23 protein-coding genes are annotated in these 23,440 nt (G+C 67.9%); 14 read left to right on the forward strand and 9 right to left on the reverse strand.

From position 1 onward, the window contains the following. Window positions 1–9: 9 nt before the first annotated feature. Window positions 10–798 (forward strand): helix-turn-helix transcriptional regulator, encoded by a 789-nt coding sequence (locus NDR87_RS00850; protein ID WP_251909293.1) that lies wholly within the window; start codon window positions 10–12, stop codon window positions 796–798. After that, window positions 795–1,661 carry a fructosamine kinase family protein gene (locus tag NDR87_RS00855; protein ID WP_251909292.1) on the forward strand — a complete coding sequence of 289 codons (867 nt, stop codon included), beginning with the start codon at window positions 795–797 and terminating at the stop codon, window positions 1,659–1,661. The genes NDR87_RS00850 and NDR87_RS00855 overlap by 4 nt, the downstream gene beginning before the upstream one ends. Before the next feature lie 196 nt (window positions 1,662–1,857). Here the strand turns inward: NDR87_RS00855 and NDR87_RS00860 are convergent, their stop codons facing one another. Together NDR87_RS00860 and NDR87_RS00865 are read right to left on the reverse strand one after the other, a co-directional pair. Continuing rightward, window positions 1,858–3,117: an APC family permease gene (locus NDR87_RS00860; protein WP_308212024.1), complete on the reverse strand. Its 1,260-nt coding sequence runs from the start codon at window positions 3,115–3,117 to the stop codon at window positions 1,858–1,860. Between the two features lie 24 nt (window positions 3,118–3,141). Next, window positions 3,142–4,368, reverse strand: coding sequence for an FAD-dependent monooxygenase (locus NDR87_RS00865; RefSeq protein ID WP_308212025.1), 1,227 nt, complete (start codon window positions 4,366–4,368; stop codon window positions 3,142–3,144). Window positions 4,369–4,468: 100 nt separating this feature from the next. On the opposite strand from NDR87_RS00865, the gene NDR87_RS00870 reads away from it, so the two are divergent. The 3 genes from NDR87_RS00870 to NDR87_RS00880 all read left to right on the forward strand — a co-directional run bounded on the left by NDR87_RS00870 (window position 4,469) and on the right by NDR87_RS00880 (window position 6,041). Then, window positions 4,469–4,957: a MarR family winged helix-turn-helix transcriptional regulator gene (locus NDR87_RS00870; protein ID WP_251909291.1), complete on the forward strand. Its 489-nt coding sequence runs from the start codon at window positions 4,469–4,471 to the stop codon at window positions 4,955–4,957. Window positions 4,958–4,988: 31 nt separating this feature from the next. Further along, window positions 4,989–5,375, forward strand: coding sequence for a VOC family protein (locus tag NDR87_RS00875; RefSeq protein WP_251909290.1), 387 nt, complete (start codon window positions 4,989–4,991; stop codon window positions 5,373–5,375). A 174-nt stretch (window positions 5,376–5,549) separates the two neighbouring features. Next, window positions 5,550–6,041 carry a peptidylprolyl isomerase gene (locus NDR87_RS00880; protein WP_251909289.1) on the forward strand — a complete coding sequence of 164 codons (492 nt, stop codon included), beginning with the start codon at window positions 5,550–5,552 and terminating at the stop codon, window positions 6,039–6,041. A 3-nt stretch (window positions 6,042–6,044) separates the two neighbouring features. Here the strand turns inward: NDR87_RS00880 and NDR87_RS00885 are convergent, their stop codons facing one another. Further along, the gene (locus NDR87_RS00885; RefSeq protein ID WP_251909288.1) at window positions 6,045–6,539 is read right to left on the reverse strand and encodes a phosphoribosyltransferase; all 495 of its coding nucleotides are present in this window, start codon (window positions 6,537–6,539) and stop codon (window positions 6,045–6,047) included. Between the two features lie 176 nt (window positions 6,540–6,715). Here NDR87_RS00885 and NDR87_RS00890 point away from each other — a divergent pair, with 176 nt between their 5' ends. Next, window positions 6,716–7,249: a hypothetical protein gene (locus NDR87_RS00890; RefSeq protein ID WP_251909287.1), complete on the forward strand. Its 534-nt coding sequence runs from the start codon at window positions 6,716–6,718 to the stop codon at window positions 7,247–7,249. A 106-nt stretch (window positions 7,250–7,355) separates the two neighbouring features. Here the strand turns inward: NDR87_RS00890 and NDR87_RS00895 are convergent, their stop codons facing one another. Together NDR87_RS00895 and NDR87_RS00900 are read right to left on the reverse strand one after the other, a co-directional pair. After that, the gene (locus NDR87_RS00895) at window positions 7,356–8,066 is read right to left on the reverse strand and encodes a metal-dependent hydrolase (RefSeq protein ID WP_251909286.1); all 711 of its coding nucleotides are present in this window, start codon (window positions 8,064–8,066) and stop codon (window positions 7,356–7,358) included. Between the two features lie 45 nt (window positions 8,067–8,111). Continuing rightward, window positions 8,112–10,304: a serine/threonine-protein kinase gene (locus tag NDR87_RS00900; RefSeq protein WP_251941046.1), complete on the reverse strand. Its 2,193-nt coding sequence runs from the start codon at window positions 10,302–10,304 to the stop codon at window positions 8,112–8,114. 273 nt (window positions 10,305–10,577) lie between these two features. Here NDR87_RS00900 and NDR87_RS00905 point away from each other — a divergent pair, with 273 nt between their 5' ends. Both NDR87_RS00905 and NDR87_RS00910 read left to right on the forward strand, forming a co-directional pair. After that, the gene (locus NDR87_RS00905; protein ID WP_251909284.1) at window positions 10,578–11,321 is read left to right on the forward strand and encodes a hypothetical protein; all 744 of its coding nucleotides are present in this window, start codon (window positions 10,578–10,580) and stop codon (window positions 11,319–11,321) included. Window positions 11,322–11,394: 73 nt separating this feature from the next. After that, the gene (locus NDR87_RS00910) at window positions 11,395–12,258 is read left to right on the forward strand and encodes a P1 family peptidase (RefSeq protein WP_251909283.1); all 864 of its coding nucleotides are present in this window, start codon (window positions 11,395–11,397) and stop codon (window positions 12,256–12,258) included. A gap of 3 nt (window positions 12,259–12,261) precedes the next feature. On the opposite strand, the gene NDR87_RS00915 is transcribed toward NDR87_RS00910, so the two are convergent. From NDR87_RS00915 to NDR87_RS00930, 4 genes are all read right to left on the reverse strand, one after another. Continuing rightward, window positions 12,262–13,200: an SMP-30/gluconolactonase/LRE family protein gene (locus tag NDR87_RS00915; protein ID WP_251909282.1), complete on the reverse strand. Its 939-nt coding sequence runs from the start codon at window positions 13,198–13,200 to the stop codon at window positions 12,262–12,264. Between the two features lie 64 nt (window positions 13,201–13,264). Continuing rightward, window positions 13,265–14,593, reverse strand: coding sequence for an MFS transporter (locus NDR87_RS00920; RefSeq protein ID WP_251909281.1), 1,329 nt, complete (start codon window positions 14,591–14,593; stop codon window positions 13,265–13,267). Further along, window positions 14,590–15,183, reverse strand: coding sequence for a helix-turn-helix domain-containing protein (locus NDR87_RS00925; protein ID WP_251909280.1), 594 nt, complete (start codon window positions 15,181–15,183; stop codon window positions 14,590–14,592). The genes NDR87_RS00920 and NDR87_RS00925 overlap by 4 nt, the downstream gene beginning before the upstream one ends. Window positions 15,184–16,390: 1,207 nt before the next feature. Then, a complete protein-coding gene (locus tag NDR87_RS00930; RefSeq protein ID WP_251941048.1) occupies window positions 16,391–17,167 on the reverse strand; it encodes a hypothetical protein in 777 nt (258 codons plus the stop codon). Between the two features lie 306 nt (window positions 17,168–17,473). Between NDR87_RS00930 and NDR87_RS00935 the strand changes: the two genes are divergently transcribed. The 6 genes from NDR87_RS00935 (at window position 17,474) to NDR87_RS00960 (ending at window position 23,378) form a co-directional block, all read left to right on the forward strand. Then, a complete protein-coding gene (locus tag NDR87_RS00935) occupies window positions 17,474–18,454 on the forward strand; it encodes a helix-turn-helix domain-containing protein (protein ID WP_251909278.1) in 981 nt (326 codons plus the stop codon). A 296-nt stretch (window positions 18,455–18,750) separates the two neighbouring features. Beyond that, on the forward strand, window positions 18,751–19,011 hold the full coding sequence (locus NDR87_RS00940; protein WP_251909277.1) for a hypothetical protein: 261 nt from the start codon (window positions 18,751–18,753) through the stop codon (window positions 19,009–19,011). Window positions 19,012–19,022: 11 nt separating this feature from the next. Then, entirely contained in the window at window positions 19,023–19,910 is an 888-nt protein-coding gene (locus tag NDR87_RS00945) for a DUF6338 family protein (protein WP_251941050.1), read from the forward strand. Between the two features lie 34 nt (window positions 19,911–19,944). Further along, entirely contained in the window at window positions 19,945–20,208 is a 264-nt protein-coding gene (locus NDR87_RS00950) for a hypothetical protein (RefSeq protein ID WP_251909275.1), read from the forward strand. Window positions 20,209–20,424: 216 nt separating this feature from the next. Continuing rightward, a complete protein-coding gene (locus NDR87_RS00955) occupies window positions 20,425–21,156 on the forward strand; it encodes a TnsA-like heteromeric transposase endonuclease subunit (RefSeq protein WP_251909274.1) in 732 nt (243 codons plus the stop codon). Between the two features lie 182 nt (window positions 21,157–21,338). Further along, on the forward strand, window positions 21,339–23,378 hold the full coding sequence (locus NDR87_RS00960; RefSeq protein ID WP_251909273.1) for a Mu transposase C-terminal domain-containing protein: 2,040 nt from the start codon (window positions 21,339–21,341) through the stop codon (window positions 23,376–23,378). Window positions 23,379–23,440: the final 62 nt, after the last annotated feature.

A 23,440-nucleotide genomic window follows, 5' to 3' on the forward strand; every position in this document is an offset into this window, starting at 1 on the left:
ATCGACCACGTGCCAACCCAGAACGCGGGCGACCTACTTCGCCACTGGCGGGTCAACCGCCGCCTCAGCCAGCTCGAACTGGCCGGGCGCGCCGAAACCTCCGCCCGCCACCTCAGCTTCATCGAGACCGGACGCGCCACACCCAGCCGCCAGATGATCCTGCATCTCGCCGAACACCTGGAAATCCCGCTGCGCGAACGCAATCGAGTGCTCCTCGCCGCCGGATACGCACCCGTCTACGCCGAACCCGCCCTCGACACCCCGCAAATGGCTCCCGTGCGCACCGCCCTGAAACAGATCCTCGTCGGCCACGAACCCAACCCGGCGCTGGCTGTCGACATGAACTGGAACATGGTCGACGCCAACGCGGGCGTCGCCCTGTTCCTCGAGGGCATCCCCGACGAGTTGCTCGCACCGCCGGTCAACGCGCTGCGGCTGAGCCTGCACCCGCGAGGCATGGCCTCCCGCATCGCCAACCTCGCCGAATGGCGCGGCCACCTCTTCGAACGCCTGCAACGCCAGATCGAGATCTCCGGCTCGGCCGAACTCACCGCCCTGCACCGCGAACTGCTCGGCTACCCCGGCGGCGAGGAACCTCCCGGCCTGCCCGAACCCGAACAGGCCGTCGTCCCCCTGCGCCTGCGCCTGGGCGAGACCGAACTGGCCTTCATCAGCGCCATGACCGTCTTCGGCACCCCGATGAACGTCACCGTCGCCGAACTGGCCATCGAATCGTTCTTCCCCGCAGACCCCGCCACCGCCGAATTCCTGCGCACCCGGGCACAATCGGAGCAATGAGCGATCCGGCAACCCGGCTGCACACCCTGCTCGGCGTTCCTGTCGTGGCTGTCACCGACCTCGGTCACAGCCACGCCTGGACCCTGCGCCGCGCCCGGTTGGCCGACGGCCGCGACATCTTCGTCAAGGCCCTGGACCCGCACCGCCAGCCCGACGCGGGCCGCGCCCTGGCCGCGGAGGCGGCGAGCCTGCGCTGGCTGGGGGAGGGCGACACCGACGGCCTCATCCCGGAGGTACTCGCCGCCGACCCCGACACCCTCGTCCTGCCCTGGCTCCCCGAAACCGCCCCCGCCCCGCCCGCCGCCGAACGATTCGGCCGCGAACTGGCCGCCCTGCACTCCCGCACCCCCGACGCCTACGGCGCACCCTGGCCCGGCTTCATCGCCGCACTGCCACAGGACAATTCGCAGAGCACAGGGGAGTGGGGCAGCTGGTACGCCGAGCACCGCCTGGCACCCATGCTGCGGGCGGCGGCCCCAACCCTGGGGGAGGAGGGAGTGCACACGATCGAACGCGTCATCTTCACCATCGACAACTTCGCAGGCCCATCGGAACCTCCCAGCCGCATTCACGGCGACCTCTGGTCCGGCAATATCCGCTGGACACCCGACGGCGCCCGGCTCATCGACCCGGCCGCCCACGGCGGCCACCGCGAAACAGATCTGGCCATGCTCGCCCTGTTCGGCGCGCCCCACCTCGACCGCATCCTGGCCGCCTACCAGGAGAGCGCTCCGCTGGAAGCTGGCTGGCGGCAACGCGTTCCGCTACATCAGCTCTATCCGCTACTGGTGCACGTGGCGCTGTTCGGGGGAGCGTACCGAGCGGGGACCCTCGACGCCGCACGGGCGATTTTGGCCGGGTAGACACCATGCCGATCGCTCCTGTCGGCCAGGTCAGGCACATTAAAAAATACCTTAATATAGATATGCGCATCTAACTATGTAATCCCTCCATGTCACAACGTCCAGATCCAGCCGAGGCACTTTTCGAACAAGCCCAGACGAAGGGAGGGGCAGTCGCGTCCCAACCCAGCCGTTGGGTCTGTCGCGCTTCTGCCGGTCAGGGCTTTTCAGCTGGCTGGGATCGATTGATTCGGCGCAGTGCGTACACCAGAGCGCCGAGTGCTATCAGGGCGGTGCCGGACAGCACCGAGGTCGGGGGCAGGGTGAACGCCAGGGCGAGGCAGCCGATCAGGCCGAGGAGGGGGATCACCCGCGGCGGTCGGTTGTCTGTCGGCGCGAGGGTCCAGGCGGCCGCATTGGCGACGGCGTAATAGATGAGCACGCCGAATGAGGAGAAGCCGATCGCCGCGCGCAGATCGGTTGTGGCGGCGGCTATCGCGACGATCGCGCCCACAGCCACCTCGGCGCGGTGCGGGACGGCGAAGCGGGGGTGTACCGCCGCGAGGCGGATGGGCAGGTGCCGATCCCTGGCCATGGCCAGGACGGTGCGCGAGACGCCGAGGATGAGCGCCAGCAGTGAGCCCGCGGCCGCCACGGCGGCCCCGATCCGTACGACCGGGCTCATCCACTCGTGTCCGGCCGCGCGGACCAGGTCCGACAGTGGAGTGGCCGTCGCGCCGAGCCGCGATGGTCCCAGAACCAGCAGGGCGGCGACGGCGACCGCGGCATAGACGGCCAGGGTGATGCCCAGGGCCGCGGAGATCGCGCGGGGAATGGTGCGTTCGGGGTCGCGGACCTCTTCGCCGAGGGTGGCGATGCGGGCGTATCCAGCGAATGCGAAGAACAGCAATCCCGCCGCCTGCAGCACCCCGGCCGCGGTGCTGGCGCCGCCGAATTCCAACCGGGCCGGATCCGCTCGGCCGCTGGTGAGCGATGTCGCGACCACCGCTGCGAGAATCGACAGCACTATAGCGACGATCATTCTGGTCAGCCACGCGGACTTCTGGATTCCGGTGTAGTTCACCGCGGTGAGGCCCACCACCGCCGCCACGGCCACGGCATGCATGTGGCTCGGCCAGACGTATGCGCCGACCGTCAGTGCCATCGCGGCACACGATGCGCTCTTGCCGACGACGAAACTCCAGCCCGCGAGGTAGCCCCAGAATTCGCCGAGTCGCTCGCGGCCGTAGACGTAGGTACCGCCGGAGGTGGGATAGCGCGCCGCCAGCCGGGCCGACGAGGTCGCGTTGCAGTATGCGACGAGGCCCGCCACCGCGAGGCCGATCAGCAGTCCCGGCCCGGCCGCGCGGGCGGCCGGACCGAGTGCGGCGAATATCCCGGCGCCGATCATCGCGCCGAGACCGACCACGACCGCATCGCCGAGGCCGAGACTGCGAGCGAGCCCACCGCCTGTCACCGCATTGCTCCTCACCGCCGACCGCTATCGGTGACCGTATCGGATGACCGGCGTGACGGGCTCGTCGAAGTCGATGTGGTGGCCCTGCAGCCACATCATCGATGTGCCGCCGTCTTTGGCCAGCCTGCCGAACACGATGGGTAACATCAGGTCTCGGACGATGCGGCCGATGGGTCCGGCGGCCTTGGAGTTGGAGGAGCGGTGGCCGTGGGCGACGATCTTCTGCACGCGGTCGCGGCGTAGGGCTTCGAAGGTCGTGAATGCCGTTGCGGGGGAGGGGCAGTCGCGCAGGCATTTGGCGAGGATGACCGCGTCCTCGAGAGCCATCGAGGCGCCCTGGCCCGCGGCGGGGGAGGTGGCGTGGGCGGCGTCGCCGATGATGATCATGTTGGTGCCGTTGTGCCAGCGCCGGACGACGGGCAGGTCGTAGGTCGCCCAGCCGAGGAGCGGGCCGGGGGCGGCATCGATGATGTCGTGGGCGGGGCCGACATCCGCGGCCATCAACTCGTGCAGCCAGGTGCGCCAGTTGGCGTCGGACATGCTCGACAGGACGCCGCGTTCGGGCTCGCGGGCCATGGGCGGGTTGGCGAACCAGACCGTGCCACCGTCGGGGGTGTTGGTCCATGCGAAGAAGCAGCGAGTGCCGAATTGCATTCGGAACTCCCGCTCGGGCGCGTCGACTCGGAAGTCCGGAATGTAGCCGCCGGTGTTGAGGACCGGCACGTAGCGCGGCGCTGTCGCCTGCGGATCGATCAGGGTGCGGACCCGGGAGTGGATGCCGTCGCAGCCGATGAGCAGGTCGCCGGTGGCGGTGGTGCCGTCGGCGAAGCGAGCCTGGACGCGGCCGTCGGCGGTCGTGGTGGCATCCACGAGTGTCTTGTCGTAGGCGACCCGCGCGCCGCGCTGCCGGGCGAGTTCGCCGAGGGCGCCGTACAGATCGGCGCGGGCCATCATCAGCGATTGCCGCCCGTCGGGGCGGGCGGCGGCCATGGGGATGCGACCGAGGTTCTTGCCCTTGCCGTTGAGGAAGGCCAGGGTGTCGACCTCGAAGCCCAGCTTCTCGACCGGCCCGGCGGCATCGATGGCGTCCAATGCGTCCAAGCCGTTGGCCTGGAAGTTCAGCCAGGAGCCGCGCTGGTCGGCGCCGGCGGGATCGCGTTCGTAGATGCTGGACTCGATGCCGACCCGCTGCAAGGCCATGGCCAGGACCGGACCGGCGACGCCGCCCCCGATGATCAATGCGTGGGACACGAAGAACTCCTGAATCGCTGGAACGACCAGCTACTACAAAGCTCGCTGGTCATGTAGCTTGATTACCAAGCTACTCGAGTATGAAAGGAAATTCGCTCGAATGTCAAGCGATTCTGTTCCGGTCGCCGCCGCGGTGGGGGAGGCTGTGGCCAGGTACCAGGCGGCGGTCGACGATTTCGACCGGGAGGTGGCCCGGCTACTGCGGGTCAACGAGACCGATCTGCGCTGTCTGGAGATCCTGATCCGCGACGTACCGGAGGAGGCCACGCCGCGGCTGCTGGCCGATCGGCTGGGTCTGACCACGGGCAGCGTGACCACCATGCTCGATCGGCTCGGGAAGCTCGGCTACATCACCCGCTCACCGCATCCGACCGATCGGCGGCGGCTGATCGTGCGCGCCACCGAGGCCGCCGCCGCGGATGTCTTCGCGCTGATCGGCCCGCTGGTGGAGGAGGGGCAGCGCGAGCTGCTGACCCGCTACAGCCGCGGCGAGGTGGAGGTGATCGTCGACTTCCTCACCCGCGCCGGTGACTTGCAGTTGGCGCATGTGCGCAGGCTGCGCGATTTGGAGCGACCCGCGCGCGGCTGAGCCCCGGGCTGGGTCGGCTACCCTCGTGCCAATGCAGTTGCAGCGGATTCACCACGCGGCGATCATCGCCTCGGACTACGCCGCCTCCAAGGCGTTCTATACCGAGGTGCTCGGATTGCGCGTGGTCGCGGAAAACTATCGGGCGGAACGGGATTCCTACAAGCTGGACCTGGCGTTGGCGGACGGTTCGCAGCTCGAGCTGTTCTCGTTCCCCGCTCCACCGGCGCGGCCGTCCCGGCCGGAGGCGTGCGGGCTGCGGCACCTGGCATTCGTGGTGGCCGATGTGGCCGCGGCGCTGGCCGAACTGCGGGGGAGGGGAGTGCGAACCGAGGAGGTCCGAGTCGACGAATACACCGGCAAGCGGTTCGGCTTCTTCTTCGATCCGGACGATCTGCCGCTCGAGCTGTACGAATCGTGAGCGCGAGTTGAGTCAGTAAGAAATGGGGATGTGCGTATTCATGCATGAATACTCCAAGAGACCCGCGTGTCGTCTCACCTCTCCTGCGAACCTCTGGACTCGAACCGCTCACCTCCAGCCCTGAGCGGGGAAGGGCCGTGTGGCCGCAGGATTTGGGCCACCTACGATGGCCGAATGACCAAAGTGCTGTTGAACACGTCAGCGGGGGACATCACCCTGGAGCTGGACGAGGCGAAGGCGCCGAAGACCGTGGCGAACTTCGTCGACTATGTGAAGTCGGGCCACTACGCGGGCACGATCTTCCATCGGGTCATTCCGAATTTCATGGTGCAGGGCGGCGGGCTGACCGCCGAGATGCAGCAGAAGCCGGCGCCGAATCGGGTGGAGAACGAGGCGAACAACGGTCTGCGCAACGACAAGTACACGGTGGCGATGGCCCGCACGTCGGATCCGCATTCGGCGAGCGCGCAGTTCTTCATCAATACCGCCGACAACGGTTTCCTGAACTACCCGGGCCAGGATGGCTGGGGCTATGCGGTGTTCGGCCGGGTCGTCGAGGGCACCGATGTGGTCGATGCCATCGAGGGCGTGCCCACGGGTTCGCGGGCGGGACATCAGGATGTGCCCAAGGAGCCGATCACGATCGTGTCGGCTCAGCTGGTCTGATCGCTACGCTTCCAGGACGCGCGGCTGTCGCCGGGTGACCGGCGGCAGCACCGACCAGGGGAAGTTGATCCAGCGATCGGTGTGCTTCCACACGTATTCGCAGTCGACCTCGCTGCGCGGCTTCTGGTAGACGACCGCGCAGCGGACCTCGGCGACCTTGTCGGCGCAGAAGTCGCGCACAAGTTTGAGGGTGGCGCCGGTGTCAGCGACGTCGTCGGCGACCAGCACCCGCGCCCCGGCGAGGTCGACGGCCGAGGGTACGGGCGGCAGCATGACCGGCATGTCGAGGCGCTGGTCCACGCCGGTGTAGAACTCCACGTTCATCACGTGCAGGTTCTTCACGTCGAGGGCGTAGCCGAGCGCGCCCGCGACGAACAGTCCGCCCCGGGCGATGGACAGGATGAGGTCGGGCTCGAATCCGTCCGCGGCGACCTGTTCGGCCAATTGCCTACTCGCCGTGCCGAACAGCTCCCAGGTGAGTTCCTCGCGTTGCGACATCTCGTTCCTTCCCTCCGCGTGCTCGGGGAAGAGTAGCCGACGCCGCGCCCGGGCTTGCCGGGCCGTCCCGCGAGTGAGCTCACTCACCCTTCCCGTGACAGGCGTCCGCTACCATGTGAAGATTGACGTACCGAGTGGTTCTTCAATGAGGGGTGAGCAGAGAGGCGGCGGTTTCGATGGATCAGGCAGCGTTCGCCAACTACATCGCGCTGTACAACACGGCCGACTATCGCCGAGTGGTCGACACCTACTACGCCGAGGACGTGAGCGTGGTCGTGTTCGGGTGGACCGTGGCGCGCGGTGCGCAGGCGGTGCGGGATTGGTTGATCGGCGCCCGCCGAGCGGTCTCGGAGACGCTGCTGGTGCAGGAGACCGAGTTCGACGAGTTCGGCCTGCGGGTGTGGGCGCGGGCATGTCAGATCCTGGTAGCCCGCAGCGATATCGACCTGGCCGAGCCCGGGCAGCCGCTGGTGGACAAGGTTCATATCGTTCCGGTGTCCCTGCAGTTTCTGCTGCGCGGCGACAGGATCGCCCGAATTCTGGTCGAGGAGGGCCCGGGCACCGCACAGGTGCTGCGGCCCGAGCGTCGTTCGCATGTCACCGGGTACCGCCGCGGCCAGAGTGTGGCCGTGCCGGTGGACGAGGTCGTCGGGGCCGCGATGGCGGAGTCGATTTCCGCGCGCGAGTCCGAGCCTCGGCCGGGGTGGTGACTCGATCGCGGCGGTGGGCGGTGTCGGCAGTCCACTGACCGCCGCACACGAAGGGGTGCGGCCGTTTTCGGGTTCCGGGCCGCGTCGGCGGCCCGGAACCCGGCGATCAGGGTTGGTGGGTGATGGTGTACCAGAGCACGGCGAGGGTGCCGAGCACGAACAGCGGCGAGAGCACCCAGACCTCGAATTTGTTGCCGGTGCGGTCGATGATCGGCACGGCCGTGCGGATCTTCAGCGGCCAGAACAGTCGGCAGCCGCGGTCGGTCAGGCAGTCGCCGATCAGATGCGCCAGTGAGCCCAGGCCGACGCAGAACGGGAGCCAGGAGGGTTTGTCGGAGATCCAGTAGTCCATGGCGAAGGTGCCCGCGACGGCGAGCACGGTGATGGTGAAGTAGGAGCGCGGCCCGGTGCCGGGCGGGCACAGGTTGAGGGCGCGAATGGCCAAGGCGAGCAGGAAGAATACGAGTCCGAGGGTGAACCAGCGGCCGATCCAGTGTTCCCCGGCCCAGGTGCCGTAGGAGACGGCGGCGACGAAGGCGAGTGAGTGGGTGGCGTGGCGGTGGCCGCCGGTGACCGCGGCGATGAGTTTGCAGGCGACGTGCGAGATCGGGCCCAGTACATGCGAAATGGTGCCGTTGGGGTGATCGGCGTCGGGCAGCAGCGCGGCCCCGGCGGTCAGGAAGGTTCCCATCAGCAGATCGACGGTGCCCAGCCGCCCGGGCTGCAGCGCCGGGAAGGTGAGTACCGAAAGTGGTAGCGCGGCAGCGGCTCCCGCCCAGGCCAGCGCCCCACTGGTCGCATGTGAATGTCCTAGCACCAGCTCGAGAGTAGACGATCTTGATCGTATGACCGTCTCGGTGTCTCAGTCGGCGCCGACGATGCGGTTCAGCGCGGCGAGGTCGGCCTCGAGGGCGTAGAAGGTGCGCAGGGCCACCACGAACCCGAAAAGCCCTCCGACACACAGGGCCACGATCGAGCCGATCACGGTCTGCTGCTGGGCCGGTTCGAGGAAGATCAGCCCGGTGGGCACGCCGATCAGCGGAACCGATGCCGCCACACCGAGATACACGCGGGTGCGGCGCACCAACCGGCGCAGCCGCTCGGCGTCGGCGGGCACGGTGTGCCCGGCGGCCACCAAACCCGGGTAGTACCAGCGCAATCCGAAGAAGGTCACCGGGAAGTAGGTGTAGACGACCGCGACCGCGGCGGCGATCAGGTAGGAGCCGATGAGATCGATGGTCAGCCCGATCGGTAGGTCGCCGAGGGATTGCAGCCGCACGAGGAACACCGCCAGCGCGGCGATCCATCCGGCGAAGGTGGCCGCGGCGATGCGGTCGCCGCAGGCCAGGGTGTCGGCGCGGGCGCGTTGCAGGGTGGCCGGGTCGAATTGTTTGCCGCGGCGTAAACCGTTGGGTACCAGGAACATCGCCCGACACCAGTACAGCAGCACGGCGATGGCGATGGGGTAGCCGATGACGATGAGCAGCAGACCCAGCCGCTGCAACTGGTCGGTGGCCTCGGGGCCGAGCGCGCCGCGGATGAGTTTCAGGTCGTGGCCGACCAGATACAGGGCCGCGAGCAGCTGCCCGAACAGGCTGGAGGGGATCACCACCGGCACCGGGCGGTTGCGCAGCCGGGCGCGCAGCGTGTGGGCGGGCGGGTCGACCAGGTCGCGGGCGGCGCGGTCCTGGCTGAGTTCGAGCTGGTGGGCCAGGGCGGCGCCGGTGGGGTAGCGGTCGGCGGGATCGGGGGACAGGCAGGTCAGCAGCGCGTGGCGCAGGACGGCGGGGGTGTCGGCGGGCAGGTCGGCCTCGAAGCGGGGGTCGACGCCGCGGCGGCGGCGATCGATCATGTCCTGCAACGATTTCTCCGATTCCCCGGCGCCGTGTTCGTCGTCGAAGGGGATGCGCCCGGTGAGCAGTTCCCACAGCACGACCGCCAGCGCGTAGAGGTCGCTGCGGGTGTCGAGGTCGGCGGCGCTGGCGTCGAGGGTGGGGTGGCAGGCGGCGAGCTGTTCGGGGGACATGTAGGGCAGCGAGCCGCCGAAGTAGGCGACGGGGTTGGCGCCGGGCAGGTGGCGGCTGAAGCTGATGTTGAAGTCGGCGAGTTTGGGCTGGCCGTCGGCGGTGAGCAGGACGTTGGCGGGTTTGATGTCGCGATGCAGCACACCGCGGCTGTTGGCGTAGTCCAGGGCGGTGGCCAGCCGGGAGCCGAGCCAGGCGACGGTTTCGGGCCAGCTGAGCTTTTCCAGATGGGCGCGGCCGGGGGTGGCGTAGTCGCGCGGTTCGAGGATGCCGCCGGTGGTGGCGGCGGCGTCGGTGGCCTCGAGCAGCAGGGCGCCGCTGCGGCGTTCGGGTGGGGTGCGGCGCGCCAGGCGCAGGACGCCGAGCAGGGTGCCGCCCGGGACGTACTGCATGTACATCAGTTTCAGCCGCTGCTCGGTGATCTGGCGTTGGTCGAAGACGCGCACGATGTGGTCGTGGTCGAGTTGGGCCAGGGTTTGCGGTTCGACGCCGCGGTCGTGGGAGATCTTGACCGCGACCAACCGGCTCAGGGAGCGTTGGCGGGCGAGGAACACGCGGGCGAAGCTGCCCTGACCCAGCGGCAGCAGCAGGTCGAAGTCGTCGACGGTGGCGCCGGGGTTGATGGTGTCGAGGGCGTCGAGGGCGGTGGGGTCGGCCAGCAGGGTGGTGCGCATGCCCTGGGTGAAATCGCCGGTGGCCTCGACGTGTTCGGTGATGCGCGCCATCTGGGTGGGGTAGTCGTGCTCGTATTCGGTGAGGTCGACGTCGTTGCGTCGGCTGCGGGCGGTGATCTCCTCGTAGATCAGATCCGGGGGCAGCGGGTGGGCGGCCAGTTCGGGGAAGCGGTCGCGGTAGTCGGCCAGGCGGGGGGCGTCGGGATCACGTTGCCAGCGTTGGTGCAGGTCGACCTTGATCAGTTCGATGAGCGCGCTGCGGCGCAGGGCCGGTTCGGTGGGCAGGTGCGCCGACAGGTCCGGTGGTTCGCTGGAAAGTTGCCAATTCTCCGCGAATTGGGCAACGAGACTTGTCAACGCGGTTCGCGTCACGGTAGCGCGGTCGGCACCGGGGTCGGGTGCGGTCGCGCCGAGGTCATGATCCATCGTCGCTCGCTTCGAAGCTGTGGTGTCCCGGGCCCGGCCCCGAGAATATGCCATTCCTCGCGCAGGTAATCGTCGGTTGTCACAAGCTGTTACGTCCGGGTGTCACTTAGTTGCATCCGGGCGGCATTATTTCGGGTCTGGCCTTAGTGGACGATAGCGAGATATGCTCGCGGCGAATGTGGTTCGCAGAGAAAGGGGTTGACCGTGTCGGTGCCTGCCGCGGTCAAAACGCAGATCCAGCACGTCGGCGGAGCGTTCATGTTCTCCCGCGAGGCCAAGGCCTACGCCGCGAGCACCGGTGTCGAGAATTTTCTCGGACCCTACACCCGCGGCCGCGGCGGCGTGCTCGGCGACGTCGACGCCGACGTGGTGACCGCCGCCTTCGGGTTCTTCGAACCCCGAACCGTGCGCGCGGCATGGGAATCGGTGCGATTGCCCGCCGCCGCGGCAACCGCGGCCTACCGCGAGGTCATCCAACAGTTCGGTCGCCGCAAACTCGCCGGATTCGAGCAGGCCGGGCGACTGGCCGAACTGCTCGAGGCCGTCGCCCGGGCCGCGGACGTGACCGGGGTGCCGCTGTTCGCGGGCTGGCGGGCCCAGCCGCTGCCCGCCGACGCCCCCGCGCGGGCGCTGCAGCTGATGCACGTGCTGCGCGAACTGCGCGGTGGCCACCATCTCCTCGCCGTCACCGCCGCCGGGCTCACCCCGCTGCAGGCGGTGCTCATCGCCGGATCCCCGTTCAACGACGGCCCCACCCAGGCCCGCCTGTTCGGCTGGCCCGAACCGTACGAGCAGCCCACGCCGGAGATCCGGCAGCGCTGGGAACACGCCGAGCAGCGCACCGACGCCCTGGTCGCCCCCGCCTTCGCGGTGCTCGACGAGCGGGAGGGCAAGGAGTTGGTCGAGCTGGTGCATGCCGCGCATGCGACGGTGTTCCCGCCGCGGTGACGAGCGGGATGATCGGCGGTAACCGCCCGCCGACAATGGTGGGGGACAACCGGATCGACAGACAGGAGGCGGCATGAGTATCGCGATCCCCGAGGTGCGGGTGGGGCATTGGACCGACCCGGTCGGGCAGACCGGCTGCACGGTCGTGCTGCTGCCGGAGGGCACCGTCGCCTCCTGTGAGGTGCGCGGCGGCGCGCCCGCCAGCCGGGAGCTGGACGCGCTGGCGCCGGACAAGGCCGTCCTCAGCGTGGATGCCGTTGTGCTGACCGGAGGTTCGGCCTTCGGCCTGGCCGCCGCCGACGGCGTGCTGCGGTACCTGGAACAGGCCGGGCGCGGGGTATTCACTCCCGTCGGGCGAGTCCCGATCGTGCCCACGCTGGCCCTGTTCGACCTCGCCGCCGGGGATCCGGCCGCGCGCCCCACCGCCGAGCACGGCTACGCCGCCGCGCAGGCCGCCGCGGGGGAGCAGCGGCTGAGCGGACGCGTCGGCGCGGGCACCGGGGCGTATGTGTCGCAGTGGCGCGGTCCGGACCAGCGCCGCCCCGGCGGCATCGTCTACGCCGAACAGGAACTGGACGGCCTGATCGTGGGCGCCCTGTGCGCGGTCAACGCCTTCGGCGACATCGACGACGGACGCGGCGAGATCTCCCTGGACTCGGTGGCGAACCTCAACCGCCCCTTCGCCTTCGAGCCCACCCGCACCCACACCACCATCGGCGTGATCCTCACCAACGCCCGCCTCACCAAAACCGAGTGCCGCATCGTCGCCCAGGGCGCCCACGACGGCCTCGCGCGCGCCCTCACCCCACCGCATACCCGCTTCGACGGCGACGGTTTCATCGCCGCCGCCACCGGCGCCCACCCCGCCCACGTCGACACCGTGCGCCTCATGGCGCTGGCCACCGTCACCACCGCCCTGCGCTCCCTGCCCCGCTGAGGGTCAGCGCGCGGTGGCGGCGGCATCGAAACCGCCCGGCACCTCGTACACCACGCCGGTGAACGTCGCCGCGAACAGCCGCCCCGCCGAAAAGCCGCCGCTGCCCCGGCCGTAACTCACCACACTGGTCATCGGCGCGCCCACGCCCAGCACACAGTAGGAGCCGGGGGAGTCGACGCGCACGATCGTCCCCGACGGGTTGAACGGCACCACCGGACGGTCACCCGAATCCAGGGTCAAACCGTCCGGCGCCGCCAAGGTATCCGCACCGGCCAGATCCAGCAGCGACTCGGGCGCGCCCGGTGCGGCGAGCGGGATACGGCTGACACCGGGCGCGGCGAAGGTGCGCGACACATACAGATACCCGTCGCCGCGGTCGAGCACCGCGCCGTTGGCGCTGGCGAAGCGCGCCCAATCGGCCTGCGCGGGCCCACCGGCGGGCACCCGGCCGACCAGACCGCCGAAATCATTGGTGGCATAGGCGGTTCCGTCGGCGGCGACCGCCAGCCCGTTCGCGGCGCTGAGCCCCGCCGCATACGGCGTCACCGCCCCGCTGTCGGGATCGACCCGCACGATCCCGGCGTGGCGCAACCCATCACCGCCCAGCACCCGCGCATCGGCACCGTAACCAACCAGCAACTGCCCGTCGGGAGTCCACGCCAACGCCCCCGCGCCACCGCTGGGCACCGTCGCCACCACCACCGGCGCCGCCCGGGGAGCGTCGAACCGATACACCCGCCCGCTCACCAGATCGGTGGTGTAGGCACGTCCACGCCCATCCACCGTCAGCCCCTCGAACGCCGCCCCCGGCGCACTGGCCACCACCGCGGTCGGCTGCCCCGCGCCCGCACACACCGGTGCGGCACCCGCGGCCGGTGCACCCACCGCCGTCATCCCGGCCGCCGCCACCGCGGCCGCCAGCACAGCAGCTGCCCTGCTCATGCCGCACCTCCTTGTGTCCGGTTACACCTCACCCACGACAGACCCTGCCGCGGGGTTCCTTCGGTCACCGACCAGCATCGCCGATCGCGGCCGATTCGCCGGCAGTTTCCACCGATGTCCCGCCCGGCAGCGTCCGGATCCGCCACAGCGACGACGACAGCAGCCACACACACCCGCTCACCCCGCCCACCGCCGCCACCCATAATGTCGGGCGCACCCCGATCGCGGCCGACAGCGCGCCCGCCACCAAGGCCCCGACGGGACGGGTACCGAAATTGACCGTCCGATACGCGCCGAACACCCGCCCGCGCACCCCCTCCGGCGTCAGCGCGGCGAGCAGGGACGAGGCGGCGATGTCGAGCCAGGCCACACCCACCGCGGCGGCGAATTCGGCCGCGGTCAGCACCGCCACGACCACCGAACCGGTTCCATGGGCGGCCGGTATGGCCAGCAGGGGAGCGGGAAACAGCAGACAGCCCAGAAACAACAGCGGTCCCACCCCGATCCGGTCGCCGACCCGGCCCGCCAGCATCGCCCCGGCCAGACCCCCGACAGCGCCCACACTCGCGACGAATCCGAGCTGAGCGGGACTCAACCCCAACGTGCTGATCGCGTAGAAACTGAACAGCGTGAACACCATGATCGTGAACAGGTTGACCGTGGCGGTGGCCGCCAGCGCACGACACATCACCGGTGTGCCAGCGATGAACCGCACCCCCTCGACGAGCCCGCCGCGCACCCCCGCCACCGCGGGCGGCTCTCGCGGCGCGATCCGCGACAACGCCCATGCGGACACCGCATAGGACAGCGCGTCGGCCAGCAGGGCCAAGGGGGCCGAAAGCGCCTGCACCAGAACCGCACCCACCCCCGGCCCCGCCACCTGAGCCGCCGCCCGGCTGGCACCGAGCAGGGAGTTGCCCGCGATATAGCGATGCGCGGGCACCAGCGCGGTGAACACTGGCGCGTTGCACACATCGAACACCACCGCCAGCACACCCATCCCCACTGCCACCGCGTACAACTGAACCAGCGTCAGCCCGTCGCAGGCATACGCCAGCGGGATCGTGGCGAGCAGGAGCAGGCGGCCGAGATCGGCGGCGATCATGATTCGGCGGCGACGCCGACGCCGCTCGGCCCACGCGCCGACATACAGCGCGAAAAGACTCGGCAGCCACACCGCGGCCAACAAATAGCCCACCTGCACGCTCTCGGCGCGCAGGACCATGATCGCCACCAGCGGGAGCGCGAACAACGAGATCTGGTCGCCGCACACCGACACCGTTTGCCCCACCCAGTATCGGCGGAAGGCGTTGTCGCGCAGCAGGCTCGGTGGGCGATCGGGTGAAGCCGCGGCAGGGGATCCCGGCTCGTGGTCGGCGGGGGAGGCGCTCACGATCTGTTGCCCGCATCCTCGGCCCGGTCGACGGGAAAGGCCACCCGCAACACGGTCACCGGCCGCGACCCCGCCGGCCGCGCGGTCCCATCCTCGAGCCGATCCAGAAACGGCCGGACGAGCTCGTCCATCCGGGCACCGAGCTCACGCAGCTCGGCCGCGGTCAGGTGCAGGACGGTATCGCCGAACCAGGCCGCCTCCCGCCACTGCGCCTCCTCCCCGGCGCGGTCGCGAATCCACCGCGTGGTGAGCTCGAAATACCGCTCGGCGACCGACAATTCGAGCGCCTCGGCGGCCGCCGCCGCCACCGGATCGGAGCTCTCGTCCTCCCAGCTGGTGAACATCGCGCTCGCCCGCCACGGCTTCTCCCGCCCCCGCCCACCCCCGGCCTCCTCCACCAGCCCGTATTTCGCCAGTTGACGCAGATGAAACGAACAGCTGGCCACACTCTCGCCGATGGCCTCCGCCGCCTGGGTGGCGGTCAGGGGACCGCGGCGGCGCAACAGCGCCACCAGCGCCAGGCGAGTGGGGTGCGCGTAGGCGCGCAGGGCGCGGGGGTCGGTGAGGCGAGTGGAGGGCGGGCGATCCATCTTCTAAAGATAGCTTTAGAAAGATTTCTTTAGAAGAGGTTTCGTCGCGCTGCCCGAGGCGAGTCGGTCAATACGGTGAGCCATTCGTGGTGCGGATGTACGCGCGCGAGCCACCGCGTCAGCCGGTCGACGCGGTGGTCGGGGAGTAGCGGCGGCACTCGCGAAGTCCTCGCGGTCCTTGCGCCGCAGGCCCTTGGCCTTGAACAGCAGGGCGACTTCCGGGATCACGTACGGGATTGCGGCCGAGCCGATTTCGATCAGTTCGGTGCAGGGGAGTGTGATGGCGGGATCGCGGCGGCAGATCCAGCGCCCAACCCGGTGCGGAAGAGTTTGAGGCTTTACCTGACATAATGTCAATTATCGGCGTAACAACGAGGGCGGTTGGTGATCTTGGTTTGTGTTGTGGCGCAGCGTTTTCCGAGGTGTTCGGTCCAGGAAAAGGTGAGAGTAATCCGCGGTGTGTGGGAGTTGCTTCGGTTGGACCTGAAATCCAGGAAAACCTGGGTGTTGGACTTGTGTTTGATTCATGATGCCGCATAGTCATTCACCTTTGGGTTCTGTCACTGTGACGAATGTTACTGGTGTGACTTGTGTGGCGATACTGGGTGCTTGTGGTCACTCTCAGGTTTTCCTGGATTTCCGCGTCGGTGTCGAGGGCTCGCGCAGCATCCTGGGGTTTGTGGCTTCGGCACTCTCAGGTATGGGTGGATTTCTGGTGTGGCCACCGTGTGTGTTCGGCTGGTTCGGGGCGTCGGTTCGGCGCTCTCATGTTTTTCTGGACGGGCTGGGGACGTCGGTCGTGCTCTCGGGTTTTCGTGGATTCGGCTGCAGGTCGGGCTTGTCCCCTGGATTGTGTTGTGCCGCAACGATTTTGCCGATAATAAGGAATTATGTCAGGTCGAAGCTCCCAACCCTCTTCCTTGAAGAGTTTGCTCGCCACGGCGTCGCCACGCTTCGCGCGTGAGTCGGCCCGTCGCGTGGCGGATCGGTGCATCTGGTACAGATGTTGGGCGATGGTGGACGAGACGGCTAAGAGCTGGCTGCCGCGCTGATTAGTTCCACGCGCCTTGTCTGGGTGATGGTGGCGAGTGAGGTCTGCCTCTTCCCCACCCCTCATCCCCTTCGATACGTCACAGTGACGGATCGAGGGGGCGCACCCACCCGCCCGCGGACTTCACTTTGGACCGCATGTGTATTCTTCCGGCGGTCAGAAGTCCCGCCACGCCTGGCTTTGCAATGCAGGCGGCACGGGGATGGCGAAGCTGTCGGACAAGCGGGCGACGATGGAGGCGATTTCTTCTCGCATCACGGTCAGATGCCGCTCGGCGTGCTCGAAGCCCTTGGCCGGGGCGCCCGACTTATCGAGAATCACCTTCGCCATGAACGTGCGTGCGGCAGTACCGATCGCCCTGATGTCGGTCTTCAGCTTGGGGTCGTCGTCGACTTTCCGCAATGCCGCGGTCAGTTCCCCGCGGACATGTCCGAGTGCCTTCACCACGTGGAGAAACGTCTCCAGCTCCGCGTGCTCGTGCAGGGAGCGTTTGTCGGCCAGTACCTCAAAGACGTGCTCGACTACCTTCGCGTTCTGTTCTTGGCGCATCAGCTTCGGCAACAACGCCATTCGCGGACTCTTCAGCAGTTTGCGGACCCTCGCTGTGTGCTCGGTGCGCCAGTCCCTCAACACCTCCGGCGGAAAGGCGATCCCGCTATTGTTGTCGACGAGTGTGTGACACGTGGGGCACAACAAGATCGCGTTGTCCGGCGCTGCACGTTGGGCGTTGGTCATTGCCGGGTCGTAGCGGGCTGCGGTCGGTTTCTCGCCGAGGATGTGCGCGACCTGCCCGAGCCGCGCTTTCATGTATGTGTCCGGTGAGGTCAGCTCCGGTCCGACGAGCAGTCGGGTGCATTCGGGATTGCTGCACATGTAGCCGGCCCGAGCGGCCACGAGTGCCTTTGTCTGTGCGCTGAACTCCCCGCCCGCCACTGGCCCCCTCCAACAATGCGCCTCGCGTCAATCGAATCTCAGCCAGGATGGTAACAGTGGCTGCCGACAAGGTTGGCGATGGTTATCGGCCGCAACGGGTCCGGCTCACACGGGTGGGTGGTTGCGGGGGTGGTTCGGCGTAATGCTCGTGTGGTGTCGCGTCGGTCCGCACTCCCCCGGGCTGGTCGGCGGGCCGACGCGCGACCTGTGTGATTTATGCGGTGAATCGTCACAGTGACGATATGCGCTGGTGTGGGGTTGGGAACCCGGTGGCTACCACCGATACATCAGGCAAAGATTGTGATCGTGAACCGACTCCGCATCGAACTTCGAGTTCTCGACGCGGTGGACCATGTGCTCGGCGGCGGTACGGTCGAGGACGACTTGGTGGAAGCGAAAGCCATCTGGCCGCAGGATCCCCAGAAGGCCGCCCGTCGGATCGCCGGCATGGCCAACGCCGCAGGGGGGCAATCGATTCTCTGGATCATCGGCCTGGACGAGGCGGGACGGCAAGTCGTTTCCCAGCCGGACACCGATCCCGCCGACTGGTGGGCCAGAGTCGAATCGAAATTCGCGGACGAGACAGCCCCGGATATCCACATCCTCAACGTTGCTACCGATCACGGCCGTGTCGTATGCCTGGCCTTCGAGACCGACAGGGCGCCTTTCGTGGTGAAGACCGATAGCGCCGGTGCTATCACTCGCGAGGTCCCGTGGAGAGCGGGAACGAGAATTCGCTCCGCCTCGCGCCGAGAAATACTGTCCCTGTTCCAACGGTCGGCGCAAGTCCCGGAACTGGAATTGATCAGCCCGATGGTAGAGCTTCGGGACAATCCGAACCGCGGTGCAGCTGGGGCTCCTGAGCGAATATTGCTTCTGGACTGCGCGCTTTATGTCGAAGCTACCAGCCGGGTGGTCTTGCCTCGGCATAGATGCACCGTTGCGTTCACGGCCTCCACTGGAGATCGGTTCGAGTCCAGACGCATCAATTTCATCAGCGAAAATTCTTTCCAAGGCGTCGACGAGTCGGCCCACCTGGGGGTCGCAGTCCGGGTCTCGGGCCTGTTTGTTCAGGGCCCGGATACGGTAAATCTGAGAACGTCGGCCCTCGTTACGGATACGGTCGACCTCAGCGCGCTGTCGACCGCCGAATGGATGGAGATCGACTTGAGGATGCCGGTCGGTGCCTCGGTGCGGGTCGCGCGGTTGCGCCAACGGCTACCGGTGTCGCAACCGGGGTCCTCCGCGAGCGACCAAATCCTCGCCCGATGGATAACACCGCACTAAGGAGTGCCTCCCAATTGGTTTCGGAATGCGAATGTCAGGGTCTGAAAGTCGGTGGCTGGTGGGATGCTGTCGGCTGTGGCGCGGTGCACCTCGTTCCGGTTCTGTCTCGACTCCGCGGTCGAGCATCTACCACAACTCGGGCATCTCGCCCTTCCTGGACGTACTAAAACCGTACGGTCATCGTTCTGAAACATCTACAAAAGGGAGCCGTCCGTTGCGTGCTGTCGGCGACAAATTGGACTATTCCTTCCAGGTGGTATCGAAAAGCGGGAGGGTGGGTCTGGACGATATGCTTAGTGGAGAAAACGTTGTTTTACTTCCGCCTGCGGGCGGATTCGGAGATAGGAGATTTGGAATTGACCCGATCTGATGGGTCCGACCGTGAACGGGAAACCGAATCGGTCCGCGGCTCAGGGTATTTCGACAAGGGGCTGGACGCCGTCTACGTCCCGCCGGCATTCGTGGTGACGCAGCAGCAGGACCAGAGCAGCGGGGCGGAACAGTCCGGTGGAAGCGGTGCGGCGGCCGCCGATGTCTGGGGCGATTTCGAAGACTAGGGAGTAGATCGTTGACGCCGAGTTCGTGGTTGACGTTTCTCGCGTTCTTCCTGTTCGTCGCGCCTGGGCTGCTGTTCGATCAGCTCAGCGCCCGGAAACGGGTCAAACGCCGCGAGTCGACCTTCACCGAAATCAGCCGGGTGGCCCTGATCTCGACGGTGTGCAGTGTGACTGCGACGGCGTTGCTGGCTGGGGCCGCCGCCGTGATGGCGTGGCGGGGCTGGAAGCCGTTTCCGGTGCCGTCGTCGCTGATTACGCAGGGTAGCCGCTACGTCGCTGATCATGTCGTGCCTACGGCGGTGACGTCGTTGGTGTTCGTCGTCCTGTCGTTGCTGGTGTCATGGGTGCTGTTCCTGCTGCTGCACCGTAAGCACAAGGGCGGCATCTCCTACACCTCGACGTGGCGGCAGGTGATGCGGGTGCGGGCGCCCGAGGGTACGGAGGTGCACGTGCGGGCGGGAATGTCGGATGGATCGGTGTGGTTCGGCCGCGTCGCGGAGTACTCGCCGGACCTGGAGGTGGCCGATCGGGAGTTGATCCTCGCTCAGCCCCTTGCTACCAAACCGAAGCCCGAGCAGAACACCGGCGAGGAGCCGAAGCCACTTCCGGACCGCTGGACCTACATGGTCCTGCGTGGATCCGACATCGTCTCGCTGGCTGTGTCCTACCGCGCCCCAAGGGTCGATGAGTCGCTCCCCGCCCATAAGCGCCGACTCGGCCAGCTGTTCTCCTCTCGACCGCGTCCGCGGGGAGCCCTCCAGGCCACCCGTACTCGGCTGTCGACCATCCGGCTACCGCGACTGACGGCAGCCGGGCCGCCGCAGGCTGAAGCATCGCAGGCCGGCGGCGGAACGGACGCGGAGCCCGGCACCGGCCGGGGCGGTGCAGGCGGGCAGTAACCCACGGGCAGCGTTGTCTGGTGAGGCCTGTTGTATGTCCGACATCGCCGGGCGTGGCGAGCTGCGGCCGGTTTCGGTGATGATCGGCGACATCGGATCGCTTGTGCTGTGCCCCTGCGTGATTGCCGGTGTCGACGCGACCATGACAGGTCGCTGCGACAGCTGGAAGTTGTTGGGCGTCCATCCCGCCGGGTGCCGGGGCCCGCCGAACACGGCTACGGCCGCAAAGCGACACCGGGAGCAGACGGCTCGGGCTGAACGACGGGCCCTCATGTCGGGAATCGAAGGCGCAGTGTGAGTTCGACGACCGCCGGCACTGGTGTCACTGTTTCTTGTTTGCGGCATTCACGGCCGCTGCATCCCGGTCTGCCGTACGATTCCCGATCGTCGCCAGCCACGATTCGGCGCTATTCGTACTCCCATTGCGTTTGCCGTTCAACCGTTCCGGGCTCGAAAAACTATGAGGGAATGACCGATGAGAAGACGCCGCACGGATTCACCCGGGTGGCCGCCGGTGGGATCGGCACCCTACCCGCTGATCGCGTACCGGGATCCGGTACTGGGCGAGCGAGTGATCCGCATCGACGAACGGGTGGCGCAGCTGCGATTCGATCGCATGCCGCCCATCCGGCCGGTGGTCCGGTGGCCGGGATGCCGCCATCACGAGGGCGGCTACTGGTACTCACGCTCGCGTGCGCACGTGCGCTGCGGATCGGTGTTCGACGAAATGGCGTTGATGGTCCTGGATTTCGAGGCCTCTCTGCAGTCCATCGCGGCCGAACCGTTCTGGTTCGTCTGGCCCGCGGATATGAGCGCACGTACCAGCGTCCCGTCCTACTTCGGGCGTGACCGCGACGGCACCGCCACCCTGATCGAGGTCCGGCCGGCCGCGCTGATCGACGAGGACGACGACGCGGCCATGCATGCGGCCACACAGGTCTGCGCCGAGCTGGGGTGGTGCTATCGGCGCATCGACACGTTGGGCAAACCGATGCTGGACAACGTGGCGATCCTCGCGCGGTGCCGGCACCCTCGATACGCTCCCGTTGACGCGGTCGCGGCGGCGATCACCGCCGCCGCGGCGCCGGCGGCGCGTCTGCAGGACCTGGTTACCCGGGTCACCGCCGCCGGTGCCGGCGCTGAGCGGTCGGCGGTGTTGTCCGGGGTCTATCACCTGCTGTGGCAGCGTCGGCTGCAGGTACGCCTGGATCGCCCGCTCACCATGTCCGCGTTGGTGACAGTATGAGCAGCCTGCGGGCCGGCACCGTGATCGGCTATCGAGGCGCACGCTGGCGGGTGCTCGATGTCGTCGGCGTCGACGCGCATCTGGTGCGCACCGATGACGGATCCGAGCTGACCATCCCGGTGGTGACCGTGTTGTCGGACCGCAGTTACTGCACCGATGAGCCGCATCCCAGTCTGGCCGACATGCATCTGCTCGACTCGATGAGCGAGGCGCAGCGGCAACAGGCCGCGTTCTGGTTCGACGAAATGTATGAAGTCCGCCACGGTATCCGCCCGTCTCAACGGGCGGTCATGGCCGCTGACCCGCCTGCCCCGGCGGGCACCGTCGCGCAGCGGCTGGCCGCGCAGCGAGACGCGCTGCGCGACAAGGGCATCGAGGTATCGATGCAGACGATGTGGCGACGCTGGAGCGAATTCACCCGCCGCGGAATCATCGGTGTCGCCGACAAGCGCGGACTACCCCGCCGCACCCGCAGACCCGCCTACGACCCGCAGCTGCTCGAGGTGATCGACGCAGTCCGGCGCCGGTTCACCAGCAAATCCACTCCCTCGAAAAAGCAAGTCATCGAACTGGTCACCCGCGAAGCCGCCGAGCGTGGGATCCCAATCCCGAGCCGCAGCAGGCTCTACACGCTGCTCGACGAGACCGACCGCGGCAGCCACACCTTCGGGCTGGCCACCACGCGCCGCAGCCGTAATTCCAGCCCGCACCGCGACTTCGACGTCGCGCTCGCGATGTATCCCGGCCAGCAACTGCAGTTCGACACCACGCCATTAGATCTTTTCGCCCGCACCGTCGACGGGAGCACCCAGAAGATCGCGTTGGCTGCCGGTGTCGACGTCGCGACCCGCACCGTCGGCGGTGCGTTGCTGCGGCCGGTCGCCGCCAAGGCCGTCGACGCCACCAACCTGCTGCTGCGCGTGATGACGCCGCTGCCGATGCGGCCGGGCTGGGAGCGAGAACTGTCGGTGGCGCAGTCGTATCTGCCCGAAGAGCTGACAGTGCCCGCGGGTCAGCTCGCCACCGACATTGCCGCCAAACCCGTCCTGGACGTCGAGTCGGTCATCGTCGACCGGGACCGGATCTTCGTCTGCGACACCTTCCTTCGAGCATTGGAAACCCGTGGCATCAGCTACCGGCTCGCAGGGAAAGGCGAACCGACCGCCAAGCCGATCATCGAGAGCTTCTTCCGCAGCCTCGGTGAGGACTTCGTGCGCTGGGTCAAGGGCTACAAAGGCAATTCGGTCGCCCGCCGCGGGCGCCATCCCGAACGTGACGCGGTGTGGCCGCTGCCGGTGCTGCAGACCCTGCTCGAGGAATGGATCGTCTCGGTGTATCAAAACCGTCCCCACAGCGGGCTCACGCTGCCGGGGGCGCCGACAGTCGCGATTTCACCCAACGCGATGTTCAAGGCCATGAGTGAATGTGTGCCGGGTCGGGCGTCGGTGCTGACACGCGAGGAATGGATCGCGCTGCTCCCGGCGGTGGATCAACGCATCAACGATTACGGGGTGCGGGTCAATAAGCTCGTCTATCGCAGCGACGCGGTGCGCCGCCTGGCTCGGGCACGGTCCACCCGGACCGCCGTCGACGGCAAATGGAACATCCGCTACGACCCGTACAACCTGATGCAGGTCTGGGTGCGCAACGACGACCCTCGCCGAGCCGACAGCGATCCGTTGTGGCTGGAGGCCACGTGGGTGCTGGCCCGCCACGCCACCGTCCCGTTCGGACTCGACGTCCTCGACGCCGTGTGCGCCGCCGTGCGAGACCCCCGCCACGTCACCGACCGTGAAGTCCTCGAACGTTCCGAGCGCCTGCACGCCCTGCTCCTCGCCGGGCCGGCCAACTCCGCGACGAGCACACGCCGCCGCACCAAAGCACGACGCTCTCCCACCCACCGCGAACGCCGCGCCGCTGTCCGCAACGTGGAGGTCGTGCGCCTCGACGAGGTCAGCAGCCACGACATCCTCCGACCGACCCCGCCGATCCCGGCGGCTGACAGCGAGAACACGACCGACACCGGTCCGCAGCCCGAACCGGTGGGGCCACCGGCCGCGTCCGACCCACCGCCCACAGATCCCGCACTGTCCTCTCCGCAACCAAGCCCCCCGCGTGCGTCCCCGGCGCGTGAGCGGCCCCGGTCTCGCGCGGCCGACCCCACCGTCGATGACCTCGCCCTGCCGCCTCTGCGCTCGGCGAACTACAACGAAATCTGGTGACCAGACAATGACACCACACGCACCATGGCGATCCTTGACCGAATCATGTTGTGCCACAACGG

This window comes from Nocardia sp. CDC159 (assembly GCF_023740735.1).
GTDB lineage: Bacteria > Actinomycetota > Actinomycetes > Mycobacteriales > Mycobacteriaceae > Nocardia > Nocardia pulmonis.

Bases quoted from the DNA above. Each gene is read 5' to 3' on its own strand.
- NDR87_RS00855 (WP_251909292.1), top strand. From the start codon at position 795: ATGAGCGATCCGGCAACCCGGCTGCACACCCTGCTCGGCGTTCCTGTC.
- NDR87_RS00870 (WP_251909291.1), top strand. From the start codon at position 4,469: ATGTCAAGCGATTCTGTTCCGGTCGCCGCCGCGGTGGGGGAGGCTGTG.
- NDR87_RS00875 (WP_251909290.1), top strand. From the start codon at position 4,989: ATGCAGTTGCAGCGGATTCACCACGCGGCGATCATCGCCTCGGACTAC.
- NDR87_RS00880 (WP_251909289.1), top strand. From the start codon at position 5,550: ATGACCAAAGTGCTGTTGAACACGTCAGCGGGGGACATCACCCTGGAG.
- NDR87_RS00885 (WP_251909288.1), bottom strand. From the start codon at position 6,539: ATGTCGCAACGCGAGGAACTCACCTGGGAGCTGTTCGGCACGGCGAGT.
- NDR87_RS00890 (WP_251909287.1), top strand. From the start codon at position 6,716: ATGGATCAGGCAGCGTTCGCCAACTACATCGCGCTGTACAACACGGCC.
- NDR87_RS00910 (WP_251909283.1), top strand. From the start codon at position 11,395: ATGAGTATCGCGATCCCCGAGGTGCGGGTGGGGCATTGGACCGACCCG.
- NDR87_RS00915 (WP_251909282.1), bottom strand. From the start codon at position 13,200: ATGAGCAGGGCAGCTGCTGTGCTGGCGGCCGCGGTGGCGGCGGCCGGG.
- NDR87_RS00925 (WP_251909280.1), bottom strand. From the start codon at position 15,183: ATGGATCGCCCGCCCTCCACTCGCCTCACCGACCCCCGCGCCCTGCGC.
- NDR87_RS00950 (WP_251909275.1), top strand. From the start codon at position 19,945: ATGTCCGACATCGCCGGGCGTGGCGAGCTGCGGCCGGTTTCGGTGATG.
- NDR87_RS00960 (WP_251909273.1), top strand. From the start codon at position 21,339: ATGCATCTGCTCGACTCGATGAGCGAGGCGCAGCGGCAACAGGCCGCG.